Annotated in this window: 20 protein-coding genes; 8 read left to right on the top strand and 12 right to left on the bottom strand. The window is 48.6% G+C overall.

Going from position 1 to position 20086, the window contains the following annotated elements:
- Positions 1-5: 5 nt before the first annotated feature.
- The gene (locus ACOQOZ_RS11685; protein WP_420588345.1) at positions 6-578 is read right to left on the bottom strand and encodes a hypothetical protein; all 573 of its coding nucleotides are present in this window, start codon (positions 576-578) and stop codon (positions 6-8) included.
- A 163-nt stretch (positions 579-741) separates the two neighbouring features.
- Between ACOQOZ_RS11685 and ACOQOZ_RS11690 the strand changes: the two genes are divergently transcribed.
- Positions 742-1623, top strand: coding sequence for a LysR family transcriptional regulator (locus ACOQOZ_RS11690; protein WP_420588346.1), 882 nt, complete (start codon positions 742-744; stop codon positions 1621-1623).
- On the opposite strand, the gene ACOQOZ_RS11695 is transcribed toward ACOQOZ_RS11690, so the two are convergent.
- Both ACOQOZ_RS11695 and ACOQOZ_RS11700 read right to left on the bottom strand, forming a co-directional pair.
- Positions 1615-1980, bottom strand: coding sequence for a nuclear transport factor 2 family protein (locus tag ACOQOZ_RS11695; protein ID WP_420588347.1), 366 nt, complete (start codon positions 1978-1980; stop codon positions 1615-1617). The genes ACOQOZ_RS11690 and ACOQOZ_RS11695 overlap by 9 nt on opposite strands.
- A 46-nt stretch (positions 1981-2026) precedes the next feature.
- On the bottom strand, positions 2027-2488 hold the full coding sequence (locus ACOQOZ_RS11700; RefSeq protein ID WP_420588348.1) for a VOC family protein: 462 nt from the start codon (positions 2486-2488) through the stop codon (positions 2027-2029).
- Positions 2489-2607: 119 nt separating this feature from the next.
- On the opposite strand from ACOQOZ_RS11700, the gene ACOQOZ_RS11705 reads away from it, so the two are divergent.
- From ACOQOZ_RS11705 to ACOQOZ_RS11715, 3 genes are all read left to right on the top strand, one after another.
- Positions 2608-3540 (top strand): LysR family transcriptional regulator, encoded by a 933-nt coding sequence (locus ACOQOZ_RS11705; protein WP_420588349.1) that lies wholly within the window; start codon positions 2608-2610, stop codon positions 3538-3540.
- A 110-nt stretch (positions 3541-3650) separates the two neighbouring features.
- A complete protein-coding gene (locus ACOQOZ_RS11710) occupies positions 3651-6530 on the top strand; it encodes a hypothetical protein (RefSeq protein WP_420588350.1) in 2880 nt (959 codons plus the stop codon).
- A 214-nt stretch (positions 6531-6744) separates the two neighbouring features.
- Positions 6745-7830, top strand: a complete 1086-nt coding sequence (locus ACOQOZ_RS11715) for an alkene reductase (RefSeq protein WP_420588351.1) — start codon at positions 6745-6747, stop codon at positions 7828-7830.
- 88 nt (positions 7831-7918) lie between these two features.
- Here ACOQOZ_RS11715 and ACOQOZ_RS11720 read toward each other — a convergent pair whose 3' ends face one another.
- The gene (locus tag ACOQOZ_RS11720) at positions 7919-8818 is read right to left on the bottom strand and encodes a LysR family transcriptional regulator (RefSeq protein WP_420588352.1); all 900 of its coding nucleotides are present in this window, start codon (positions 8816-8818) and stop codon (positions 7919-7921) included.
- A gap of 126 nt (positions 8819-8944) precedes the next feature.
- Between ACOQOZ_RS11720 and ACOQOZ_RS11725 the strand changes: the two genes are divergently transcribed.
- Complete coding sequence (locus ACOQOZ_RS11725) at positions 8945-9541, top strand: short chain dehydrogenase (RefSeq protein ID WP_420588353.1); 597 nt, start codon at positions 8945-8947, stop codon at positions 9539-9541.
- Between the two features lie 55 nt (positions 9542-9596).
- On the opposite strand, the gene ACOQOZ_RS11730 is transcribed toward ACOQOZ_RS11725, so the two are convergent.
- The gene (locus ACOQOZ_RS11730; protein WP_420588354.1) at positions 9597-10133 is read right to left on the bottom strand and encodes a nuclear transport factor 2 family protein; all 537 of its coding nucleotides are present in this window, start codon (positions 10131-10133) and stop codon (positions 9597-9599) included.
- Between the two features lie 185 nt (positions 10134-10318).
- Here ACOQOZ_RS11730 and ACOQOZ_RS11735 point away from each other — a divergent pair, with 185 nt between their 5' ends.
- The gene (locus tag ACOQOZ_RS11735) at positions 10319-10699 is read left to right on the top strand and encodes a winged helix-turn-helix transcriptional regulator (protein WP_420588355.1); all 381 of its coding nucleotides are present in this window, start codon (positions 10319-10321) and stop codon (positions 10697-10699) included.
- Positions 10700-10713: 14 nt separating this feature from the next.
- Here the strand turns inward: ACOQOZ_RS11735 and ACOQOZ_RS11740 are convergent, their stop codons facing one another.
- The 3 genes from ACOQOZ_RS11740 to ACOQOZ_RS11750 all read right to left on the bottom strand — a co-directional run bounded on the left by ACOQOZ_RS11740 (position 10714) and on the right by ACOQOZ_RS11750 (position 14792).
- Positions 10714-12996, bottom strand: coding sequence for a 7TM diverse intracellular signaling domain-containing protein (locus ACOQOZ_RS11740; RefSeq protein WP_420588356.1), 2283 nt, complete (start codon positions 12994-12996; stop codon positions 10714-10716).
- Between the two features lie 203 nt (positions 12997-13199).
- Entirely contained in the window at positions 13200-14210 is a 1011-nt protein-coding gene (locus tag ACOQOZ_RS11745; protein WP_420588357.1) for an ankyrin repeat domain-containing protein, read from the bottom strand.
- Positions 14211-14276: 66 nt separating this feature from the next.
- Positions 14277-14792, bottom strand: coding sequence for a lactoylglutathione lyase family protein (locus ACOQOZ_RS11750; RefSeq protein WP_420588358.1), 516 nt, complete (start codon positions 14790-14792; stop codon positions 14277-14279).
- 140 nt (positions 14793-14932) lie between these two features.
- On the opposite strand from ACOQOZ_RS11750, the gene ACOQOZ_RS11755 reads away from it, so the two are divergent.
- On the top strand, positions 14933-15838 hold the full coding sequence (locus ACOQOZ_RS11755) for a LysR family transcriptional regulator (protein WP_420588359.1): 906 nt from the start codon (positions 14933-14935) through the stop codon (positions 15836-15838).
- 77 nt (positions 15839-15915) lie between these two features.
- On the opposite strand, the gene ACOQOZ_RS11760 is transcribed toward ACOQOZ_RS11755, so the two are convergent.
- From ACOQOZ_RS11760 to ACOQOZ_RS11775, 4 genes are all read right to left on the bottom strand, one after another.
- Complete coding sequence (locus tag ACOQOZ_RS11760; protein ID WP_420588360.1) at positions 15916-16470, bottom strand: nuclear transport factor 2 family protein; 555 nt, start codon at positions 16468-16470, stop codon at positions 15916-15918.
- A 13-nt stretch (positions 16471-16483) separates the two neighbouring features.
- The gene (locus ACOQOZ_RS11765) at positions 16484-17047 is read right to left on the bottom strand and encodes a nuclear transport factor 2 family protein (protein ID WP_420588361.1); all 564 of its coding nucleotides are present in this window, start codon (positions 17045-17047) and stop codon (positions 16484-16486) included.
- A 74-nt stretch (positions 17048-17121) separates the two neighbouring features.
- On the bottom strand, positions 17122-18000 hold the full coding sequence (locus tag ACOQOZ_RS11770) for an alpha/beta hydrolase (RefSeq protein WP_420588362.1): 879 nt from the start codon (positions 17998-18000) through the stop codon (positions 17122-17124).
- A gap of 41 nt (positions 18001-18041) precedes the next feature.
- Entirely contained in the window at positions 18042-19010 is a 969-nt protein-coding gene (locus ACOQOZ_RS11775) for an NAD(P)H-dependent oxidoreductase (protein WP_420588363.1), read from the bottom strand.
- Between the two features lie 164 nt (positions 19011-19174).
- Here ACOQOZ_RS11775 and ACOQOZ_RS11780 point away from each other — a divergent pair, with 164 nt between their 5' ends.
- Complete coding sequence (locus tag ACOQOZ_RS11780) at positions 19175-20086, top strand: LysR family transcriptional regulator (protein WP_420588364.1); 912 nt, start codon at positions 19175-19177, stop codon at positions 20084-20086.

Below are 20086 nucleotides of genomic sequence, written 5' to 3' on the forward strand. Positions count from 1 at the left end.
CAGAATCACACCACCCAGAACGGTTTTTCCGACGGTACCCAGGCAAACGTATGCAGTGGGTCATGTCCTGAAATTCCGACGATATCGATACGCTCACCATCCAGCATCAGGCTATCACCTTCCAGCACCTCTGGCAGAACCAGCTTTTGCGGAGCATTGTCCTTCAGAATCGGACCCCAGTAAGCTTTTTTGCCTTTCATCGACTTTTTGATCTTATCCACAGTTGCCGCTGTCGCAACAACACGGGCATCCGGGAAAGCGGCGGTTAATACATCCAGGCCAAAGTAATAATCCGGATCAGCCTGACTGATATAAATGGTGGTTAATTGCTTGCCACTAGCCAGCACCATATTCACCAGCTGCTGGGCATCATTCTTCTGGAACTGAGCATCAAACAGAATGGCTTCGTTTGATCCGGTAATTAACGTTGACGTTACCGGGAACACAGATTGTGCCTGTGGGTTATAGATCTGAAAATCCAGGTCTGCCGGTGCTTCGTCAGCTGGTTGTAATACTGAGCAGGCTGCCAGGCCAGCCACCAGCGCCGCACTGGCTGCAATACGTGAGAAAAGTTTCATCGCCGATCCTCCGAAAGAAGTGCTCCACTTCAGAGAACACCCGGGTTGATTAAATAACAACCACACTATAAATTTCAGATAACGCTCGAAAAACCCAATAATTCGACCATATTTGTTTTAATATCCGGACGAATAACCCATTTTTCCTCCATTGAGGCACCCTATGGATCGCATCACCGCCGCCAGAGTGTTTGTTGAGATTATTGATCAGGGCAGCATGATTGCCGCTGCAGAGAAGCTGGATATGTCGCGCTCCAAAGTCACCCGCTACCTTAATGAATTTGAGCAATGGGCCAATGCCCGGCTGCTACACCGCTCCACCCGACGTCTGAGTCTGACCGATGCCGGAGAACAGGTATTGGAGCAATGTCGGGAGCTGTTGCGGCTTGCTGATGAAATTCCGTTGTCAGAACAAACCCCGGGCCTTGCGGTGCGTGGTCACCTGCGCATCAGCTGTGCTCATTACGCGGCCGAACATATTCTGCTGGCGGTGTTGCCGCAATACCGCCAGCGTTATCCACAAGTCAGCCTGGAACTGCAGATTAATAACGCCACGGTTGATCTGGTAGAACAGCGGGTTGATCTGGCAATCCGAATCGCCGCAGAGCTTGATCCGAACCTGATTGCGAGAAAACTGGGCGAATGCCCGTCGGTATTATGTGCTTCACCGGGTTACCTGAAACAACATGGCACACCGGCAACGCTGGCCGAACTGCAACAACATCAGTGCCTGATTTATTCCCATTTTGATCGCCACAATATCTGGCGCTTTCAGTATCAGGGGGAACAACATTCCCAGGCCGTTGGCGGGGATCTGATTTCCGGTGACAGTATGATTTTATTAAAAGCAGCGGTACGTGATATGGGCATCACCTATCAACCCAAAGCCGATGCACAACCGTATCTTGAACGTGGTGAACTGGTTGAAATTCTGCCGCAATTCCAACCTACCACGTTAACGATTTATGGCGTGTACCACTCAAGAAAACAAATGCCCCAGGCCCTGAGGCTATTACTGGATGCGCTGGCCCAGCAGTCAGAATAAGCCGGAAATATCGGCAAATACTAAATAATCAGAGATTTTATTCTGCTCCATCCGCAAAAACGTGGAGAAATACGCCGAATGCTGACTGCCATCTAACCGTACGTAATCAACCCGGCCATAACAGGCGATTTGATCATCCTGCTGAATAATATTACTCAGCGTATGACTCATGGATTGAATACTGTTAAAGAAGCTTTTATTAGCGTCGAGAATTTCGTCTTTATCCGTTGCTGCCGGGTTATTACCGATGCGAAAGCGAATGTTATCGCTCAGGTTTTGTGCCAGGTATTCCACATCTTTACGGTCAACGGCGTGATATAAGTCGCGTACGATTTTTCCTGCTACTGAATCGTTCATTAAATTCACCTCAGATACTATTTAATATGGATTGCTCAACTGCAGTTCAATTGCGTTTAAAAGTGCCCTGCTCACCGCCATACAAATTCCGTTGTTGTGGCTCCTCACTCAGATATTGCATAAATTCGAACTGAGCCCCGCCGGGTTCGTTGTAATACAGAGTTTTCCGGTATGGATGGGGCTGGCCAACAATGGCTGGAACGAAACCGGCCTCAGCGAGACGCTGCTCCAGCGCATCCAGGTCGTCGACAACAAACCCCAGATGGGCCAGCCCGGCCTGATTGCCATTTAAATCACGCATCGGCGCGTCGGCGTTGCTGTTCAGCGTCAGGTAATAATCGTCGTTACCAAAGTGCAGCCAGTGGCGCTCAACTTCCAGCGCACCACGCTTCCAGGTCATATCGCCTTCGCCACGTACGTGCCAGTGCGGAAAAGCCACTTTTAAAAAGTTCAGGGTGGGCTGAATCTGTTGTACCACCAGGTTGGCGTGTTCAAGTCGGATCATCATCGGGCCTCCGGTAAAGGGAATACGATCACTGTATCGCTCAGAACATTGATCAACAATCCAGCATCCGGCAAACTCTAAGTTGAGTTTTTCTCAACCCAAAAGGCTTTACCTGGGCGACGATGGATATTTTTAACGCGATACCTGTATTTGTGGCGGTTGCCGAACATCAGGGCTTCTCTGCCGCAGCGCAGCACCTTGGTGTGTCTAAGTCGGCGGTCAGTAAACGTATTACTCAGCTGGAAGAACAACTCGGCGCCCGCCTGTTTCACCGCAGTACCCGTAAGCTCAGCCTGACCGAAGCCGGTGAGCAGTTTTATCATTACGCCCGCCAGGCAAACCGTTCGGCGCTGCAAGCCCGGGAAGCGGTAGAGGAGTTACAGGGGGAACCCGTTGGCTTACTCAAGGTGCAAATTCCTATGAGTTTTGGCCAGCACCACATTACTCCTCACCTGCCGGCATTTATGGCGCAATATCCCGCTATCGAGCTGGATGTGGTGATGGATGATCAACACCACAACCTGATTGAAGAAGGGTTTGATCTGGCGATTCGTGCCGGAGACCTGCCCGACTCGCGCCTGATTGCGAAACGCCTGGCACGGCTGAACAGCTGCGTATGTGTTTCTCCGGCGTTTTATCAGCAACATCAGGAAAAACTCACCAGCCCCACAACGCTGACGGAATTTAATTGTCTGACCTACAGCTATTCCAGCAACAGCGACCGCTGGCAGTTTCATTCAAAAGCGTCATCGGATAACCAGGAAAGCCTGGAAATTAAGGTATCCGGCGGTTATCGCATTAATAACAGCAATGCCCTGGCAGAAGCGGTATTACAGGGCCTGGGGGTGGCGCGCTTACCGACCTTTATTGCCGGTGAATATATTCGTCGCGGTGAGTTGGTGGAGTTATTTCCGCAATACGATATGCCCCACAAAGATCTGTGGCTGTTATTTCCACAACGCGAGTTTTTGCCAAAAAAGTCCCGCGCGTTTATCGATTTTTTCCAGCAGTTATTTTCCGAACCGCTTTACTGGGAAAACATCCATAGCGACTGAACCTAAACCTAAGCTGAACGGTTTTATCTGAAACAGTTAAGTCAGGGTTAACCAGCACCTCAGTAGACTGATGAAAAATCAGCGGAATCTGTTCCCCCCGAGGTTTCATCATGTCGAACAAATTATTTATTCCCAAGTTATTATCTGCATCCGTACTGGCCGCCGTGGTTGGTGGTTTTACCCTGGCAGCCCTGCCTTCTTACACCTATGCCAGCAACGAAGGCGCCGTTGCCTGGGTACTGCCAGGTGACGAATGGAAAACCTTCGAAACTGAACACTTCGTGTTTAACTTCCTCGAACAACATAAGGAAATGGCGCAACGAGCGGCTACCGTTTCCGAAACTCAATGGCCAATTCTTACCAAACGACTGGGCTGGACACCCAAAGACAAAGTGCAGGTGGTTTTAACCGACGATTTTGATCTATCCAATGGCTGGGCTCACGTTGAACCCTGGAACCAGATGCGGTTATTCCTCAGCCCACCAGATGGCGGCACCACATTAGAAGCCTACGATGACTGGTTGAATTTATTAATTACCCACGAATTAACCCATGTGATTCACATCGATATGGCACGTGGTTTACCGGCTGCGGTACGTAACGTGTTAGGGCGTCATACTGTAACTTTTCCACATGCCTATCAGCCTGGCTTTTTAATTGAGGGGTTAGCGGTTTACACCGAAACCAATCATGAGCTGGGCCTCGGTCGTGGCCAGAGTAAAGGCTACGATATGCAAATGCGTATGGAAGTACTGAACGGTATTGATGGCCTCGACCAAGTGGCTATCACTCTGCGTGACTGGCCAATGGGCAAACACTACCTGTATGGCGCTTATTATTATCAGTTTCTGACGGATACTTATGGTGAAGAAAAACTGCGTGAATATCTGGCTTTATATTCACGTAATCTGGTGCCGTTTAACTTTTTCTTCCTGAACCCGGATGCACGTAAAGTCTTTGGCAAAAACTATGAACATTTATGGGCTGATTTCCGTAGCTGGCTGGTTAAAAAGTTCCAGCCACAAATTGATGAAATTAAATTATTACCACTCACTCGTTTAGCGTCCATCAGCAATGAAGGTTATTCACTGGATGCCAGCGCCAGTGACGGTAAAAACTATTATTACCTGTATCGTAATGGCGAAGACCGTCAGCGTATTGTGAGAGTGAATGAACTGGGTGAGCGCCAGACTCTGGCTGAAATTCAGGACGCCACAAACATCGACGTCAGTCCTGACGGTAAACTGATTTATACCCGCTTAAGTCACCGTGCTGATGGCCGCGCCTGGGCCGATATTTATCAGCTGGTCGATGGTGAAGAACAACGCATTACCCAAGATCAGCGTTATCGTGATGCTCGCTGGGTGCCGGCAGAATCCAATCAGCCCAAACGATTATTGGCCAAACGTTTACAAGACGGCATCAGCCAGCTGGATTTATTAACAGCCGATGGCAAACCACTACGTACCTTATGGCGCGGTTCACTTGATGATGTACTGGGGGAATATTCTTTATCCGCTGATGGCCAGCGTATTGTGGCAACCGTTAAGCGTAAAAATCAGGGCTGGAATATCGAAATATTCGATATTAAATCCGCCAGCTGGCAGCAGATTACCAACAGCAAAGCAATCGAAACCGGGCCGCAGTTCGTCGATAACAACACCCTGATTTATGCGGCGGACTATGGTGAAACCTACAACCTTTACACCCTGGATTTAACCAGCAAACAGGTGAAGCAATTAACAAATCTGATGGGTGGCGCACTGGCACCACAACTGGTTGGCGGCAAAGTATTCTTACAGAACTACAACGCCAATGGTTATGAACACAGCGAGCTTGAAAACCTGCGTGTCGTTGACGAATTTGCTCTGAGTGCAACCGAAGGACAATACAATTATCCGGACCCTTACAGTACTCAGGTCAGCCACAGCGAAATTCGGGACTACAGCCCGTTTGCTACTCTGGCTCCTACCCGCTGGATGCCGATTTTTGGCAGTGATGATAACGCCACTCTGATTGGTGCATCGGTCGACGGTAAAGACGCACTGCTGCGCCACAGCTATATCGCCACGCTGGCCCACGATACTCAGAACGGCGTCAGCAGTGGTGTCTTGCAGTATTTTTACGACAACAAATGGCAATTCACTCTGGAGCGTGAACACACGTATACCGAGCGTAATATCGGTAACCAGCAGCGCCTGCAGATTCGTGAATCGGACAGCGTCGAAGTCGCCCGTATTAATCTGTTTAATGCCTTCGAAAATAAACTTCAATTCAGTTTCGGGGTACACAGCGAAACCGAAAAAGACGTTAAAGGAAAAAGCAGCGATAAAAAATACGTGCAATATCACGAAGCCAGAAAAGAAGGTTTGTTTGGTGCTCGCCTCGATTTCTCCAATGCCGAAGGATTTCTGAATGCACCCGGTATCAGCTGGGGCCAGCGTGCATCATTAGTTTGGGAAACGAATGATGTGATCGACAGTGATTACCATGGCGAAGTGATTAACGTTAACTGGAACAGTTATATCGACCTGCCCGGCACTCAGGTTCTGGCGTTTAATACCTCGAACGCTTATGGCTTCGACAAACCCAAATTATTTGGTCTCGGCGGTAATATTCTGCAGGCCAGCGACACCTTATTCGGTCGTGATCGCTGGGCTTTAAGAGGTTACAGCGACAACGTACAAACCGGTACCCGGGTAAATGTTAATACTCTGGAATGGCGCACCACATTAGGCGCAATTGAACGCAACTGGGATATTTTCCCGCTTGGTCTGGGCAATATGGGCGCTAACGTTTTTGTTGACCACGGTGCTGCCTGGCGCGAAGGTAATGAGGCGAAATACCTGACCTCTGCCGGCGTCGAATTCAGCACGGAACTGGTTGTGATGTATGCCATGCCAATTCCGCTACGCCTGGGTTATGCCCACGGTTTTGATCAGGAAAAAGGTAAAGACGAAGTGTACATCAGTGCCGGTTTCCAATTCTGACGATTCCCTCCTTTGCTCTCCCGTGACTCTCTCACACGGGGGAGCTTTTTTCTCAGGCGCAGAACCCCTCTGCAGTAAAAAATGAAGTTCCGTCAGTAAACCGAATATTGTTGCGCTGAGCGTGATAGATAGTTGCAACTGCCCACTCTTGTTGTTGCTCCTGCTCGTTCCTACATTAATAAAAACACAACGAGATCAGTTTCAGGAACAACCCATGTCCAACACTCAAACCTCTTCTCAGTCGTTATTCACTCCAATTACTCTGGGTGATATCGAACTGCCGAACCGCATTATTATGGCGCCACTCACCCGCAGCCGTGCCGAAGAAGGCCACGTCGCAGGTGAGCTTATCGCTGAATATTATGCCCAGCGTGCCAGTGCCGGTTTATTAATTGCAGAAGCCACCATGGCGATGGAAAACGGTTCGGCGTTTATTAACGAGCCAGGTATTCATTCCGCCGAACAAATCGCAGGCTGGAAAAAAGTGACCGATGCGGTGCATGCCAAAGGCGGTCGCATTGTGCTGCAAATCTGGCACGGTGGTCGCGCCTGTCATCCAGACCTGAATAACGGCATTGAACCTGTAGCGCCAAGCGCAATTGCCATTGACGACGAAGTGCACACACCTGAAGGTAAAAAACCCTATACCGTGCCACGTGCACTGCGCGACGACGAAATTCCGGCCATTGTTGCAGGCTTCCGCAAAGCGGCAGAAAACGCCAAAGAAGCAGGCTTTGATGGTATTGAAGTGCATGGTGCCAATGGTTATTTACTGGATAGTTTTCTGCGCGACGGCAGCAACCAACGTAGCGGAAACTATGGTGGCCCACTGGAAAATCGCGCACGATTATTACTGGAGGTGATTGAAGCCGCGGTGGATGTTTGGGGCAACGGCCGCGTGGGTGTTCGTACCTCACCGTTAAACAGTTTTAACAGCATGAAAGACAGTGATCCGGTTGGTATGACGGAGTACCTGGCGAAACAATTTAATCGCTTTAATCTGGCTTACTGGCATCTGATGCGTGCCGACTTCTTTGGTGTACAAACCGGCGATGTGGTTACTCCGGCGCGGGCAGATTATAACGGTAATTTAATCACCAATATGGGTTATAGCCGTGAAGAGGCCGACGCCACGATTGCCAATCAACAAGCTGACGCTGTTGCTTTTGGTGTTCCTTTTATCGCCAACCCGGATTTGGTTGAACGTTTTCAGCAAAACGCAGAATTAAATCAGGCAGATCCGGATACCTTTTATACGCCCGGCTCGGTGGGTTACACCGACTACCCGACGCTGCCGTAAAATCAGCCCGACACTGTCATAAAAAACACTCTGGCTTTGCCATAAAATCAGCTGAATAAAACAGCTGATTTTAATAACGCCTGAACAATCAGGCGTTTTTCTGGCATTGCAAAATAAGATCCGCAATAAACTTCCCCAGCGGATCACTGTAAAACTTCTGACTGCTGATCAACTCCATTTCCCAGCGCTCCACCTCAAACGGCAATGGGTAAACGCAACAACCAGCGCGCTCAGCAACGCTGGCTAATGAATTGGGTACCGTAGCGATCAGGTTGCTGTTGGCGACAATTTCAGCAATCGGAGAAAACTGGGCACAAGTCATGGCAATATGACGCTGCTTGCCGAGCTTCTTCAACTCAGCATCAATCACCCCGACCTGATCAGCATTTAACGTCATTAATATATGCGGCAAACGGCAATATAAATTCAGCGTCAGGCGTTGTTTGATGTCTTTATGATGATTGCGGGCAATACAAACAAACTGTTCCTGCGAGAATGATTTTCTTCTCAGGTGGGCCGGAACATTAGCGAACGTACCAATCGCCAGCTTCAGGCTGCCATCATCCAACCGGTTAAATACCTGCTGTTTTTCCACCGGAACAAAATTGAGCTGAATACCCGGCGCCTGACGTGCCAGTTGTTGCATTAACTCAGGCGCCAGTGTCATCACCACCAAATCCGGCGCTGCGATACTAATGCGCTCATCCGCCTGAGCCGGGTCAAATTGCTGCGGTGCCAACATCTGACTGACGTTCATTAATACCAGTTGTACCTGCGGCGCCAGTTCCTCTGCGCGTGCGGTTGGCTCCATGCCCTTGGGGGTACGCTGAAACAGCGGATCATCAAACTGATCACGCAACCGATTCAGCGCATTACTCATGGACGACTGGGCAATACCAATACGCTCACCGGCACGGCTGACGTTGCGCTCCAGATAGAGCGCATCAAACACCTTTAGCAAATTCAGATCGAGGGTATTTATATTCATTAGATCAATATACCGAATCGAAACTATCCATTTCAACGATAGCAAAGTCCCCTCTATATTGTTACTTAAGCGCTCGGTATGGCCTGTATCGCCAGCGAGCTTCATCAGTTCAAGAGGCGAATTCTTATGAAAAAGATTCTATTAATCGGTGCAACCGGTCTGCTGGGTAAAGCCATCGCAGAAAAATATCAGGGCGAAGCCGAAGTCATTTCAGCATCCTTTAACCACGCAGAAAATCCGGTGGATATTTCCAATGTTGAATCGCTGCAAGCGTTGTTTAACAAAGTGGGGGAAGTGGATGCCATCATCTGCACCGCCGGTGTCGCGCATCTGAAACCACTGGCTGAAACCGCTGACAGCGACTGGCAGTTTGCCATCAACAACAAGATGATGGGTCAGATTAATACCGTTCGTTATGGCAATAAGTTTGTTAAAAACGGCGGTGCTATTGTTTTAACCACGGGAGTACTGGCTCAGTACCCATTTCCGGGCAGCTCCATGGTAACTACGGTGAATATCGCCGTTGAAGGTGCCATCAAGGCCTCAGCACTGGAGCTGGAAAATATCCGTATTAATGCCGTTTCTCCCGGCTGGATTAAAGAAACCATGGAAGCCATGGGGATGGGTTCTGAACCAGGTATGCCTGCCGCTGACGTTGCCCAGTACTTTGTCGATCTGGTCGATAACAGCACCAGTGGCGACATTGTGGTAGCGGCGAAATAGCCGTTAACAGAATTAAAAACCGCTTCAATTTGAAGCGGTTTTTAATTTTTCCGACCTAGAACACTCCATTATCATTATGAATGTTGCCGCCACTGATCAGCGAATAAAAACGCATAAAACCATCCAGCGCCTGAATCGAATCCCAGTGCTCAACGATACGGCCATTTTCTAAGCGCCAGGTATCAATAATATTCATGCCCTTTTGATCGTTACCACGATCGTCTTTATTTAACGTCGCGTGGGAATGGAAAATCACATAATCGCCATCCACATAAATGTGTTTTACGTCGTAGCTGTATTCAGGGTAGTCCTCAACAAACTCCTGCAGAAAGCCTACTAGCCCGGTGACTTTATCCGGCAGGTTGCGATTGTGCTGAGTGTAGGCACTGTCGTTGTAGCGCTCTAACACATAATCGAAGTTGTGGTTGTTCATCAGATTCTGCACAAAGTCAGTAATCACTTCGGCGTTCTGCTGTTCCTGCTCGCTCCAGCTGGCCTTCTGCAGCGCTGCCAGATCAATCTGAATGGTGTCCTTTGCCTGAGCCGAGGCGGCCGCTACAACCAACATGAACGAGGTAATTAATTTCCACATAATAAACTCCTGAAAGTTTGTTGTTTTCGAGCTGTTTTTTACTATTTGTCTTAAGTAGGTTACTTATGCATACCATGGTAATTAATAATAACCTTGGGTATGATTAAGCACAATTAGGCACCGAAAACTGCGCTAGGCACCTTTTGGTAACCTGCCCAGACAAACGAAAGAATGGAGTAACAGTGATGACTGCAGCCGCCCCAAGCGAACGACGTATGTTTCACAATAATGAGGACTGCCCGATCCGCAACGTGATTGCGCAGATCGGCGATAAATGGTCGTTGTTGATTCTGTTTGCTCTGGTGGACGGGCCAGACCGCTTTAACTCACTAAAGTCGCGCATTGTGGGGATCTCCCAGCGAATGCTGACGCAAACCCTGAGAGATCTGGAACGCGAAGGTTATGTGCTGAGAACCGTGTATCCGGAAGTACCGGCACGGGTAGAGTATGAATTAACCGACATGGGCCGCGATATTGTTAAGCCTCTGTACCAGCTGGTGTCCTGGGCTGATCAGCATCACGAAGATATTAAACAGGCTCGTCAGGCGTACGACGAAAAGTCCTGAATAAAAAAGTGATTTTAGCGACGGCTATCCAAAGCCTGAATCAAGGTTTCTTCCAGCGATTCCAATAGCAGTGGTTTGGACAAATGGAGATTCATGCCGGATTGCAGTGCCAGCTTTTTATCTTCTTTGCTGGCATTGGCAGTCAAAGCAACAATCACAACCGGATCAAGCTGATGCTTACTTTCCCATTCGCGAATCTTCTCACACGCCTGGTAGCCATCCAGCACTGGCATCTGACAATCCATTAAAATCAGGTCGTATTGTTTGCCCTGGTGATTCTCGACAGCCTGCTGACCGTTTTCAGCGAAGTCCGGTTTAACACCAAGTTTCGCCAGCATTTTTTCTGCCACCAGACGGTTCACCGAATTATCTTCAGCCACCAGCACCGATAACTGACCCACTTCTCCGGAGCAATGCTCAGTCTCAGGTTTTAACCTTGTTTCAGGCACCGTCGCTTCCAGCGGCAAGGAACACCAGAAGGTTGAACCCTGGCCAGTTCGACTGGAAACACCTACATCACCATTCATCAGCTCACTGAGCATTTTACAAATACTCAGCCCCAGGCCTGTACCACCGTATTTTCGGCTAACCTCGGCACCGGATTGGCTGAACTGCTGAAACAACCCCTGCTGCTCTTGCTCACTGAGTCCAACCCCGGTGTCCGTAACCCGAAACACGGTCTGATTCCGTTGCTGGCTCACGTGCAGAATAATTTTTCCACGCTCGGTAAATTTCACCGCATTATTAATAAAGTTGGTAAGAATTTGTCGTAACCGGGTTGGATCTCCGGCTACCCAGAGCGGTACATTGGCATCGACAACAAGCTCGAAACGGATATCTTCTTTCAGCTTCAGAGTCATCTGATACAGCTCGGCCACGCCGTTTAATAAGCGCTGCAGATCAAACGGAATATGCTCAATTGGCATCTTGCCGGACTGTATTTTTGAAAAGTCGAGAACGTCATTGATAATGGCCACCAGCGTTTGTGCTGAACCATCCATAACCTGTAATAATTCTTTTTGTTTATGATCCAGGTTGGTATCGCGCAACAACTGCAACATGCCAATCACACCGTTCATAGGTGTGCGGATCTCATGGCTCATGGTCGACAGAAATTCATCTTTGGCTTTGGTTGCTGCCTGTGCCGAAGCGGTTTTTTCTTTTTCCAGGTAGGTTTGTTTTTCGGCAGCAAACTTAGCTTTCCGTTCAGAGTTAATCCGATCGGCCAGAGCGAAAGACAATAACACCACTTCCATCGCAGAACCGATTTTGGCGCCGTGTTCAGTAATAAAGTTAATCGGCAGAATGCCCAGCACCATTAAAGACAGCACCAGGCAACCCAGCAGGAATGCCGTCCACCCCAGTAAGAAGAAGCGCGCATGGCGTACTCCACGCTTAAGTAAATAAGCGCTGCCAGCAAACATCGCCAGACTGTTCACAATGGTAAAGCTTGCAGCAATAGCAATAATGGAGGCGTAACTGACCCAGAAGCATGCGAATAATAACGCGCTGCAGAGCACCAGATCGACTAATACAAAGCGATACAACAGTGGTGTATTTTGTTTTAGATCGAGAAAACGGATCGCAAACAATAACGCGGTGGCATTCGTCAGCAGCACCGTAAAGGGGATGCTCAGGTCATTCCAGTTTGGGCTATCAGGCCAAAGAAACTGATAAGACAGGCCCGTGAGTGACGCCTGGAAAACACAGAATGCTCCAACGTACAGAATGTAATAAAGGTAGCTGACATCACGAATGGAAAAATACAGAAACAGGTTGTAGGCAATCATCACAATAATGAAGCCAAAATACAGTCCGAAGCCGAGAGACAGTTCTACTTCATGCTGGTAAAAATCCTGTTCCTGCCATAAAAATGCCGGGAGTAACGCAGCACTGCTGGTTCTGAGAAAGAAATAAACCTGCACTTCACCATCCGCCGGAATATCCACCGGTACAACAAAACGGCGGTTATTCACTTCCCGAACATGGAACGGCATACGGTCACCCATCACCGCATGTTTAATGATGTTTCGGTCTTGTATTAAAAAGACTTCCAGATGATCAAGCAGCGGGTAATCAACCGTCAGTAGTCGTCTCTGCGAAACACTGAAGTCGTTATTAATGGATGCCTTCAACCAGAACGATTTTCTGCTGAAGCCAAAGTTCGGCGGGGTTTTATCCGGCACCTGCCAGGGAAGCACATAATCGAGCGCTTCTTCGATGGCCGCACGTTCACTGAACGTAGAAAAGTAAGTCAGCTCCAGTGCAACCGGGTCAGCGTGTCTGTTTTCGCTCAACGTCATGGCCTGGGATGAAGAACATCCCAGAAAAAGAATGACGGCTAATGAAAACCAAAGATGTAGCATGAAACGTTGCCAGGCGCCGGGTAGAAGGGACTAGAAAGACTAGTGACCCAGTAATAATAGTCAAATTTATGGGCCAGTCATATACACATTGGCTCGTTAGGTCAGTTTTCCCGGCGACTGTGCTGTTTCGGCGCTCAGGGCAGCGCCTTCACAATCTTCTGATAACCATAGCGCTGTGCCAGCTGCTTTGGAGTTTCCTGCTCAAAGTTTTCCTGGTCCGTTGCAGCACCGGCATCAATAAACACCTGCGCGGCCTCCACACTGCCATGCCAGATCGCATCATGCAGCGGTGTATAACCGTTATTTGGGCCACGGGCATTAATCACCTTACTGGCGTTTTTATCCGCCACCAACATTTTCACAATTTCCGGATGGCCCATATAAGCGGCTTTATGAAAGGCGATGGCATTCATCGGATAACCCGGAATGGTCTGGTCAGCGCCGTTATCCAACAACAGTTTCACCACTTGTGGATAACCATCACGTGCTGCCACCACTAACGGGGTGTGCCAGTCGTTCCGGTTGGAATACACAGGGCGACGTTGATTCACATCCTGGCCAGCTTTCAGTAATTGACGAATGCGGATTACTTTTTGCGCTTCCGTCAGAGACTGATCATCAATGGTATTCAGGATTTTCTGCTCAGCTAATACGGCTTGTTGCTGCTGACGTTTTTGCTGGAATAACGCCGCCAGAGAGTCATAGAGCTTTTTCTCATGAGGCTCAATGTTACGATCCCAGCCGCCCACCATATGTTCGGCCTTGGCACCCGCCGGAGTGGTTAATTCGATATTCAGTTCAGGGTCATTAAATAACACCTTGATATTGTCGGCCTTGGAATACCAGGCAGCCACATGTAATGGTGTCATACCGGAACGCGGTGTGCGCAAATTAATAAAGGCACCGTTATCCAATAAATATTGAACGATATCGGCATGGTCGGTCTGCGCGGCAATATGCAGAGGGCTGTTCCCCATCAGCCGATCCAACTGATTAATATCCGCTCCCTGCTCCACCAGTTTCTTTACCTGATTCAGGTTGCCGGAGATCACTGCCTGATGTAATTCCGGTAATTCTTGTTGAGGGTTATTGTCTGCTTGAGTGAGCTGACTTAATAACAAGGCTAATATCATTAAATATTTCATAACGGTTTCCTCTATCCAATTAAAACCAAATCAAACCAAATTTATAATCAAAGCCAAAATAACGAATCAGTTGTAAGCACCGGCGGCGTAGTGCAGCTCGTAGCTATGGCTGTAGATTTCGAGAATATTGCCAAACGGATCTTCCATATAAATCATACGATACGGCTTCTCACCCGGATAATAATAGCGAGGTGCTTTCATGCGTTTTTTACCACCAGCGGCGACAATTTTTTCGGCCAGGCCTTCGACATCCGGATCCTGTACACAGAAATGGAAAATACCGGTTTTCCAATATTCAAAGTTGTCTTCAGGGTTTTCCTGATTATCGAACTGGAATAATTCAACACCAATACGATCCCCCGTGGATAAATGCGCAATACGGAAACGTTTCCAGCCAGCGCCAAATACGTCGGTGCACATTTCGCCAATGGCAGAATCATCTTCGGTAATTTCTGTTGGCTCCATAATCAGATACCAACCCAGAACTTCAGTGTAGAACTTCACCGCGGCTTCCAGATCCGGTACCGAAATACCGATATGGGAGAAGGAGCGTGGATACGTTGGGGCAGTTTGTTGAGTCATTGGGCACCTCACCATCATGTCTGTTGATGACTCCAAGATAGGCCGACCAGGATCAAACAGGAAATTATCATTTATTCTCAACTTGATAACGTTTTGTTATGCCTCATACTTCTCTCATGCCGCCCACCGGGAGAAGCCCAATGCAGCACAGCAGCCTGAATCCACTGTGGTTAAGCACCTTTCGTTCAGTAGTCGAAACCCGCAACTTTACCGAGACCGCCAAACAGCTGTTTATGACCCAGCCTGGCGTCAGTCAGCATATCCGCAAGCTTGAGCAAGCCTGTGATTGTCAGCTGCTTGACCGCCGTGATCGCTCACTGGAGCTGACCCATCAGGGCGAGGCGGTTTATCGTTACGCGCTGCAGCTGCAGCAACAGGAACAACAACTGCTGAGCAGCCTGCAGGCAGATGATCCGTATCGTGGCGATATTGTCTGTGCCTGCTCCGGCAGCCAGGCACTAACTCTGTACCCACAATTGCTGACGATTCAGCAGCAACACCCACAACTGAATATTCATCTTGAGGTCGCGCCTAACCACAGCATCCTCAATGGTATTCTTGATGCCAGCATCGACTTTGGCATCGTCACCCATTTCAACAGCGATCATCGTTACCAGGCCGATGCACTGGCAGCTGAAGAGCTGTGTTTATTGCTGCCGGCTAACAACGAAAAACAGCCATTAAACCTTACGACGTTGCAACAACTGGGGCTGATTGATCACCCCGACGCTTATCACTATTTATCCCTGTATTTTTCCGGTTGTGGCGAAGCGGATTTACAGTCCATCTCCCCCGACTCTTTGCCCAAGCGTGGTTATATCAATCAGCTCAGCCAGATTTTATTACCGGTTTCTCAAATGATGGGATTTACCGTATTACCCCGTTCAGCCGTGGATGCCTTCCCCGAGAAAAACAAACTGCAGATTTATCAGGCGAAGAGAACTGTTAACCAACCACGCCATATAATCAGTAAAAAACAACGGCAATTACCCGCGCGTAGTGTTCACTTGATGCAACAGGTAAAAGACTGGTTCAGCGACTGTTAACAGCAGCTAAACCAGCCTTCAGGTATCCATTCAAAAACTCACAGGAAAGGCTTCCTGGAAGGACTTATGAGAAAGATTTACTGAAAAAAGGTATCGAAGAATTTATCCGATTTATATAAATCGCCAGAGAAGTTCTGTACCCGTTTAATCTTTCCGTCTTCGATCTGATACAGCAACACCCAGTTAATATCGATATTGTCATCGCCTTTGGTGCTCCAGCCACGATGCGCATCAATGACATAAGTATCGTTAGCCGCCAGAATCATTACTTCGGCGTTAAAACCCGCAGCCCCTAATTGAGCAAAGAAATCGGTAAATTCTTTAATACCGCGCTTAGTGCCCGCCAGCTTGTGCTGGCCAGGGATATGCCACTCAACGTCCTCTGCAACGAACGACTTCAACCCTTCCATATCGCCTTTACCATAAGCGCCAAAGAAGCCCTGAACCACTTTTAATGCGGCGCTGTTTTCAGAGCCGGCAGCCACCGGGTTTGCAGGCTTAGGCCACAACTCAGCCTGATTAATTTCAACCGCATCGTTTGCAGCTGATTGATTCATACTCTGTGTGGTTGAACATGCTGCCAATAACAGAAATACAGAGGCTGATGCGATAACTTTAAATGCGTTGTTCATGATTCTTCTCCGTTTATTTCAGTGAAATTTTCTGACTTTCTTTGTCAGTCAGACGAGCTTTCGCTAATTCACCCGCTTTCGCTAACACATCACGACTGCCCTTTTCCGGGCCGGCAACCAAGGTCAGTGATTTAATGGTCCAGCCGTTCTCACCCTTTTCCAGCTGGTAGTGATAACTGCCACTGATTTGCCAGAAGCCCTGTTCGCCGGTTTTCGGATCGATTAAATAATGGTTTGCGGTAATGTCTGCAGTCGCCGTGGCGCTATTACCTTTCACCATCACCTGCATATTGCTCAAATCGTGGCGGGTTAGATCAAAACCGGGTAACAGGCCAGCCCAGGATTTCATCAGCTCAACGCGAGGTACCGTGGCTGGTTCACCACCAAATGCGGAGGTGTAATCCACCAGCACTTCATCGCTGAAAATACGGCCCAGATATTCGAACGCGTTCTGGTCAGCCAGTGTGCCCATACTCTGTAATTGCAGCTTAATTTGTTGCTGGTTGAAATCCGGTGTTTCTGCCTGAGTGGTCATGGCTAACACTCCCATGGTTAATGCGACTAATAATTTTTTCATGACGAATTCTCTTACGATGATTGCTTCCGCTGAGATGATTGAAGCAAAAGCGCTTCAATCATCGGCTATGGGATTTAATTGGCGTTAAAGTGTTGAGCAACCAGGTCGGCAGCTTTGCTCACGTGCTCCGCCACGTCATAAAAATCGAATTGAGTAACGTCCGCCAGCCATTCGGCTGTTACGTTTTCACCAGCCGCCTGCAGATATTGTTTGGCTCCTGCTGGCAATGCCATCGCTTCAGAAGCAACCATTAACACGGGCTTATCCTGCTCTGCGGCGTGGGTGTGCGCGTTGTAAGTCAGCCATGGCTTCCAGGAGGCGACGTTAAACTGGTTGTCGTACTCCGGAATCAGACCACGACCAGCTTCAGTGTAATAAGGCGCCTGGAACATCAGCGAGTTTTCGTTAGTGGTACTGGCAGCTTCAATCAAAACGGCCTCATCGGCTGCTGCGGCTTCTTCACCCGCTTTAATCAGACCGTTAACACTGTCTTCACCGCCATAAATGGCATTAGCCAATTCGCGGTCATGTAACCATGGAGCAACGACTGCGGCCGCTTTTACTTTGTCATTCTGGTTAACCGCATCCAGCATATAACCCGCGGAAGCACATACACCCATGCCGTAAATACGTGAGGCATCAATTTCCTCTAACGCTGAGACCGCATCAATAACGGCACGAATGTCGTCGGTTTTACGCGCCGGATCTTCCAGGAATTTCACGCCATCAGCCGACTGTCCCCAGCCGCGAAAATCGAATACCAAAGCAGCAAAGCCACGTTCAGATAATGCTTGTGCATAAGTCGTTGGCATCTGTTCTTTTACCGTGGTCCAGGCACCGGTAATAATCGCCAAAGGCAGATTATTTTGTTCACCCTCTTTTTGTTCACCACCAGGCAGATACAGATTGGCAGCTAATTCACCAACAGAGGTTTTCAGAGTTAACGTTTTCATACTTTGCTCCTGAGTTTTTTGAGTATTTTTATTGGGAAAAATTAAACCGGTTGAACCTGATAATCGTGAATCGTCACGGCACCGTGTTCGTCCAGCGTTACCTGCCAGGTTTCGTTCACCAGCAAGTTGATGGCTTCACCGTTAAATGGCGACTCAGGGAATGTCTCCGCCAATAAGCGAATGCGTAATTCGGTCTGATAACCGTCTTCGGTTTGTGACACTTCGATTTGCTCAACCTGATGATCACAACCCGGTTTAAAGGTGCGGCGGGCTATTTCATACCAGGCGCTGAAGCCCTGATGGCCTTTGAATTTTCCTTCCGGCATATTCCAGTTCACATCCGGCGCTAAACGCTGGGTGAAGAACTCGTCACCCTCCGGTAGTTGGTCAAACTGTTCGAACCAGTCCGCAACAAACTGGCGGATTTTTTCTTCCGCCGAATCCTGAATGGTTTTGATCTCGCTGATCAGGCGGTTTGCATGGTCAACCGCACGTGCCTGCACATCCTCCAGCTTGTTATACACACCCGGGATATACACCATGCCGTGGGTGTAAACCGGCTTACGGTAATTCATACCGGCCAGGTAAGCGGTTTGCTGCAGTGGACGAATAAACTGCTCAATATTGAAGTGGTTGTAGCCCAGCGGATCGTAAGACTCTTGTGGACCACCTACAGTAAATGACAGGAACAGATCCTTGCCTTTTAACTTGTCGCCTTCAGCACCAAAAGCAAAGTTGAAAGCGAAGACATCATCCATCCACTTTTTCATCAGTGCTGGCATTGAGTACCAGTAGAACGGGAACTGCAGCACCACCACCTGAGCTTCGATCAGCGCTTGCTGCTCAGCTTCGATATTAATGTTGTAGTCCGGATACAAGGCGTCCAGGCGACGGATCTCAACTTGCTCAAGGCCAGAGCTGAGTTGCTCAAGAATCACCGTGTTGGTATGGGATTGCTCCAGATTTGGATGACCTGAAATTACCAATACCTTAGAACCAACCTTACTCATAACAACCTCTGCATGTCTCTGCGTTTTGATTTGATAACTGCAGTCTATGCCTGAGCATGAGTAAGTTTTAGACCATCAAACCCTACTGGATTGTTAGCCAATACCTAACAATGGTAAATTCAATTCAGATCAATCAGTTACAGCCTGAATGGCAGGAATCGGTTATGAAAGGCGCCACCTTTAATCAACTCACCATCTTTCAGAGTATTGTGCGCGAGGGCAGTATTCGTGGGGCCGCACGCAAACTGGAGATGGCACCGCCATCGGTCAGCCAGGCACTGAAGCTACTGGAAGCCGAGGTTGGCCTACCGCTGTTTACCCGCTCCACACGCCGGATAGAATTAACCGAAGCTGGGCAGCTATTGCATCAGCGCACCAGCGGCGCGATTAATACGTTGGATTACGCCGTTGAAAGTATCCGTGATATGAACGAACAACCGTCGGGCCGGGTCAGTATTACCCTGCCGAGGTTTGTGTTTCAGTTTTTTCTGAAACCCGTCTATGCCGAGTTCTGCCAGCGTTATCCCGATATTCAGCTGGAGATTTCTATTTCAGATAAAGCGGTGAATATTCTTGAAGAAGGTCATGATGCGGGTATCCGTTTTGGCAATCGGGTAGAGCCGGGCATGGTGGCACGTCAGTTGACGGTACCGATGCACGAAGCGTTATTTGCTTCGGATGCCTACCTTGAGCAATACGGCACACCAAGATCACCGGCCGATTTACAAGCCCATAAACTGGTGCAATATCGCTTTATTGCCTCTAATCAATTGGCTCCCTTAATGCTGCAGGAAAATGGCCAGACCATTACCGTACAAATGCCGATAGGCCTGATCGTTAACGATACCGACGCCATGGTCGATGCGGCCGAAAAAGGCATTGGTATTGGCCGGATTATTACTCCCATGATTCAGCAACAGCTGGATGATGGCATTGTAAAACCGGTATTAGAAAAACACTGGCAGCCGTATTCCGGCCTGTATGTGTATTTTGTGCAGAACAGTCAAAAGGCCCTGAGAGTCAGAGCCTTAATTGATTTTTTAGTTGAAAAAGGAAGGGAGAGGCACGGAATTTAA

The organism is Bacterioplanoides sp., from assembly GCF_965219715.1.
Taxonomy (GTDB): domain Bacteria; phylum Pseudomonadota; class Gammaproteobacteria; order Pseudomonadales; family Oceanobacteraceae; genus Bacterioplanoides.

Bases quoted from the DNA above. Each gene is read 5' to 3' on its own strand.
- ACOQOZ_RS11685 (WP_420588345.1), bottom strand. From the start codon at position 578: ATGAAACTTTTCTCACGTATTGCAGCCAGTGCGGCGCTGGTGGCTGGC.
- ACOQOZ_RS11690 (WP_420588346.1), top strand. From the start codon at position 742: ATGGATCGCATCACCGCCGCCAGAGTGTTTGTTGAGATTATTGATCAG.
- ACOQOZ_RS11695 (WP_420588347.1), bottom strand. From the start codon at position 1,980: ATGAACGATTCAGTAGCAGGAAAAATCGTACGCGACTTATATCACGCC.
- ACOQOZ_RS11700 (WP_420588348.1), bottom strand. From the start codon at position 2,488: ATGATGATCCGACTTGAACACGCCAACCTGGTGGTACAACAGATTCAG.
- ACOQOZ_RS11705 (WP_420588349.1), top strand. From the start codon at position 2,608: ATGGATATTTTTAACGCGATACCTGTATTTGTGGCGGTTGCCGAACAT.
- ACOQOZ_RS11710 (WP_420588350.1), top strand. From the start codon at position 3,651: ATGTCGAACAAATTATTTATTCCCAAGTTATTATCTGCATCCGTACTG.
- ACOQOZ_RS11715 (WP_420588351.1), top strand. From the start codon at position 6,745: ATGTCCAACACTCAAACCTCTTCTCAGTCGTTATTCACTCCAATTACT.
- ACOQOZ_RS11720 (WP_420588352.1), bottom strand. From the start codon at position 8,818: ATGAATATAAATACCCTCGATCTGAATTTGCTAAAGGTGTTTGATGCG.
- ACOQOZ_RS11725 (WP_420588353.1), top strand. From the start codon at position 8,945: ATGAAAAAGATTCTATTAATCGGTGCAACCGGTCTGCTGGGTAAAGCC.
- ACOQOZ_RS11730 (WP_420588354.1), bottom strand. From the start codon at position 10,133: ATGTGGAAATTAATTACCTCGTTCATGTTGGTTGTAGCGGCCGCCTCG.
- ACOQOZ_RS11735 (WP_420588355.1), top strand. From the start codon at position 10,319: ATGACTGCAGCCGCCCCAAGCGAACGACGTATGTTTCACAATAATGAG.
- ACOQOZ_RS11745 (WP_420588357.1), bottom strand. From the start codon at position 14,210: ATGAAATATTTAATGATATTAGCCTTGTTATTAAGTCAGCTCACTCAA.
- ACOQOZ_RS11750 (WP_420588358.1), bottom strand. From the start codon at position 14,792: ATGACTCAACAAACTGCCCCAACGTATCCACGCTCCTTCTCCCATATC.
- ACOQOZ_RS11755 (WP_420588359.1), top strand. From the start codon at position 14,933: ATGCAGCACAGCAGCCTGAATCCACTGTGGTTAAGCACCTTTCGTTCA.
- ACOQOZ_RS11760 (WP_420588360.1), bottom strand. From the start codon at position 16,470: ATGAACAACGCATTTAAAGTTATCGCATCAGCCTCTGTATTTCTGTTA.
- ACOQOZ_RS11765 (WP_420588361.1), bottom strand. From the start codon at position 17,047: ATGAAAAAATTATTAGTCGCATTAACCATGGGAGTGTTAGCCATGACC.
- ACOQOZ_RS11770 (WP_420588362.1), bottom strand. From the start codon at position 18,000: ATGAAAACGTTAACTCTGAAAACCTCTGTTGGTGAATTAGCTGCCAAT.
- ACOQOZ_RS11775 (WP_420588363.1), bottom strand. From the start codon at position 19,010: ATGAGTAAGGTTGGTTCTAAGGTATTGGTAATTTCAGGTCATCCAAAT.
- ACOQOZ_RS11780 (WP_420588364.1), top strand. From the start codon at position 19,175: ATGAAAGGCGCCACCTTTAATCAACTCACCATCTTTCAGAGTATTGTG.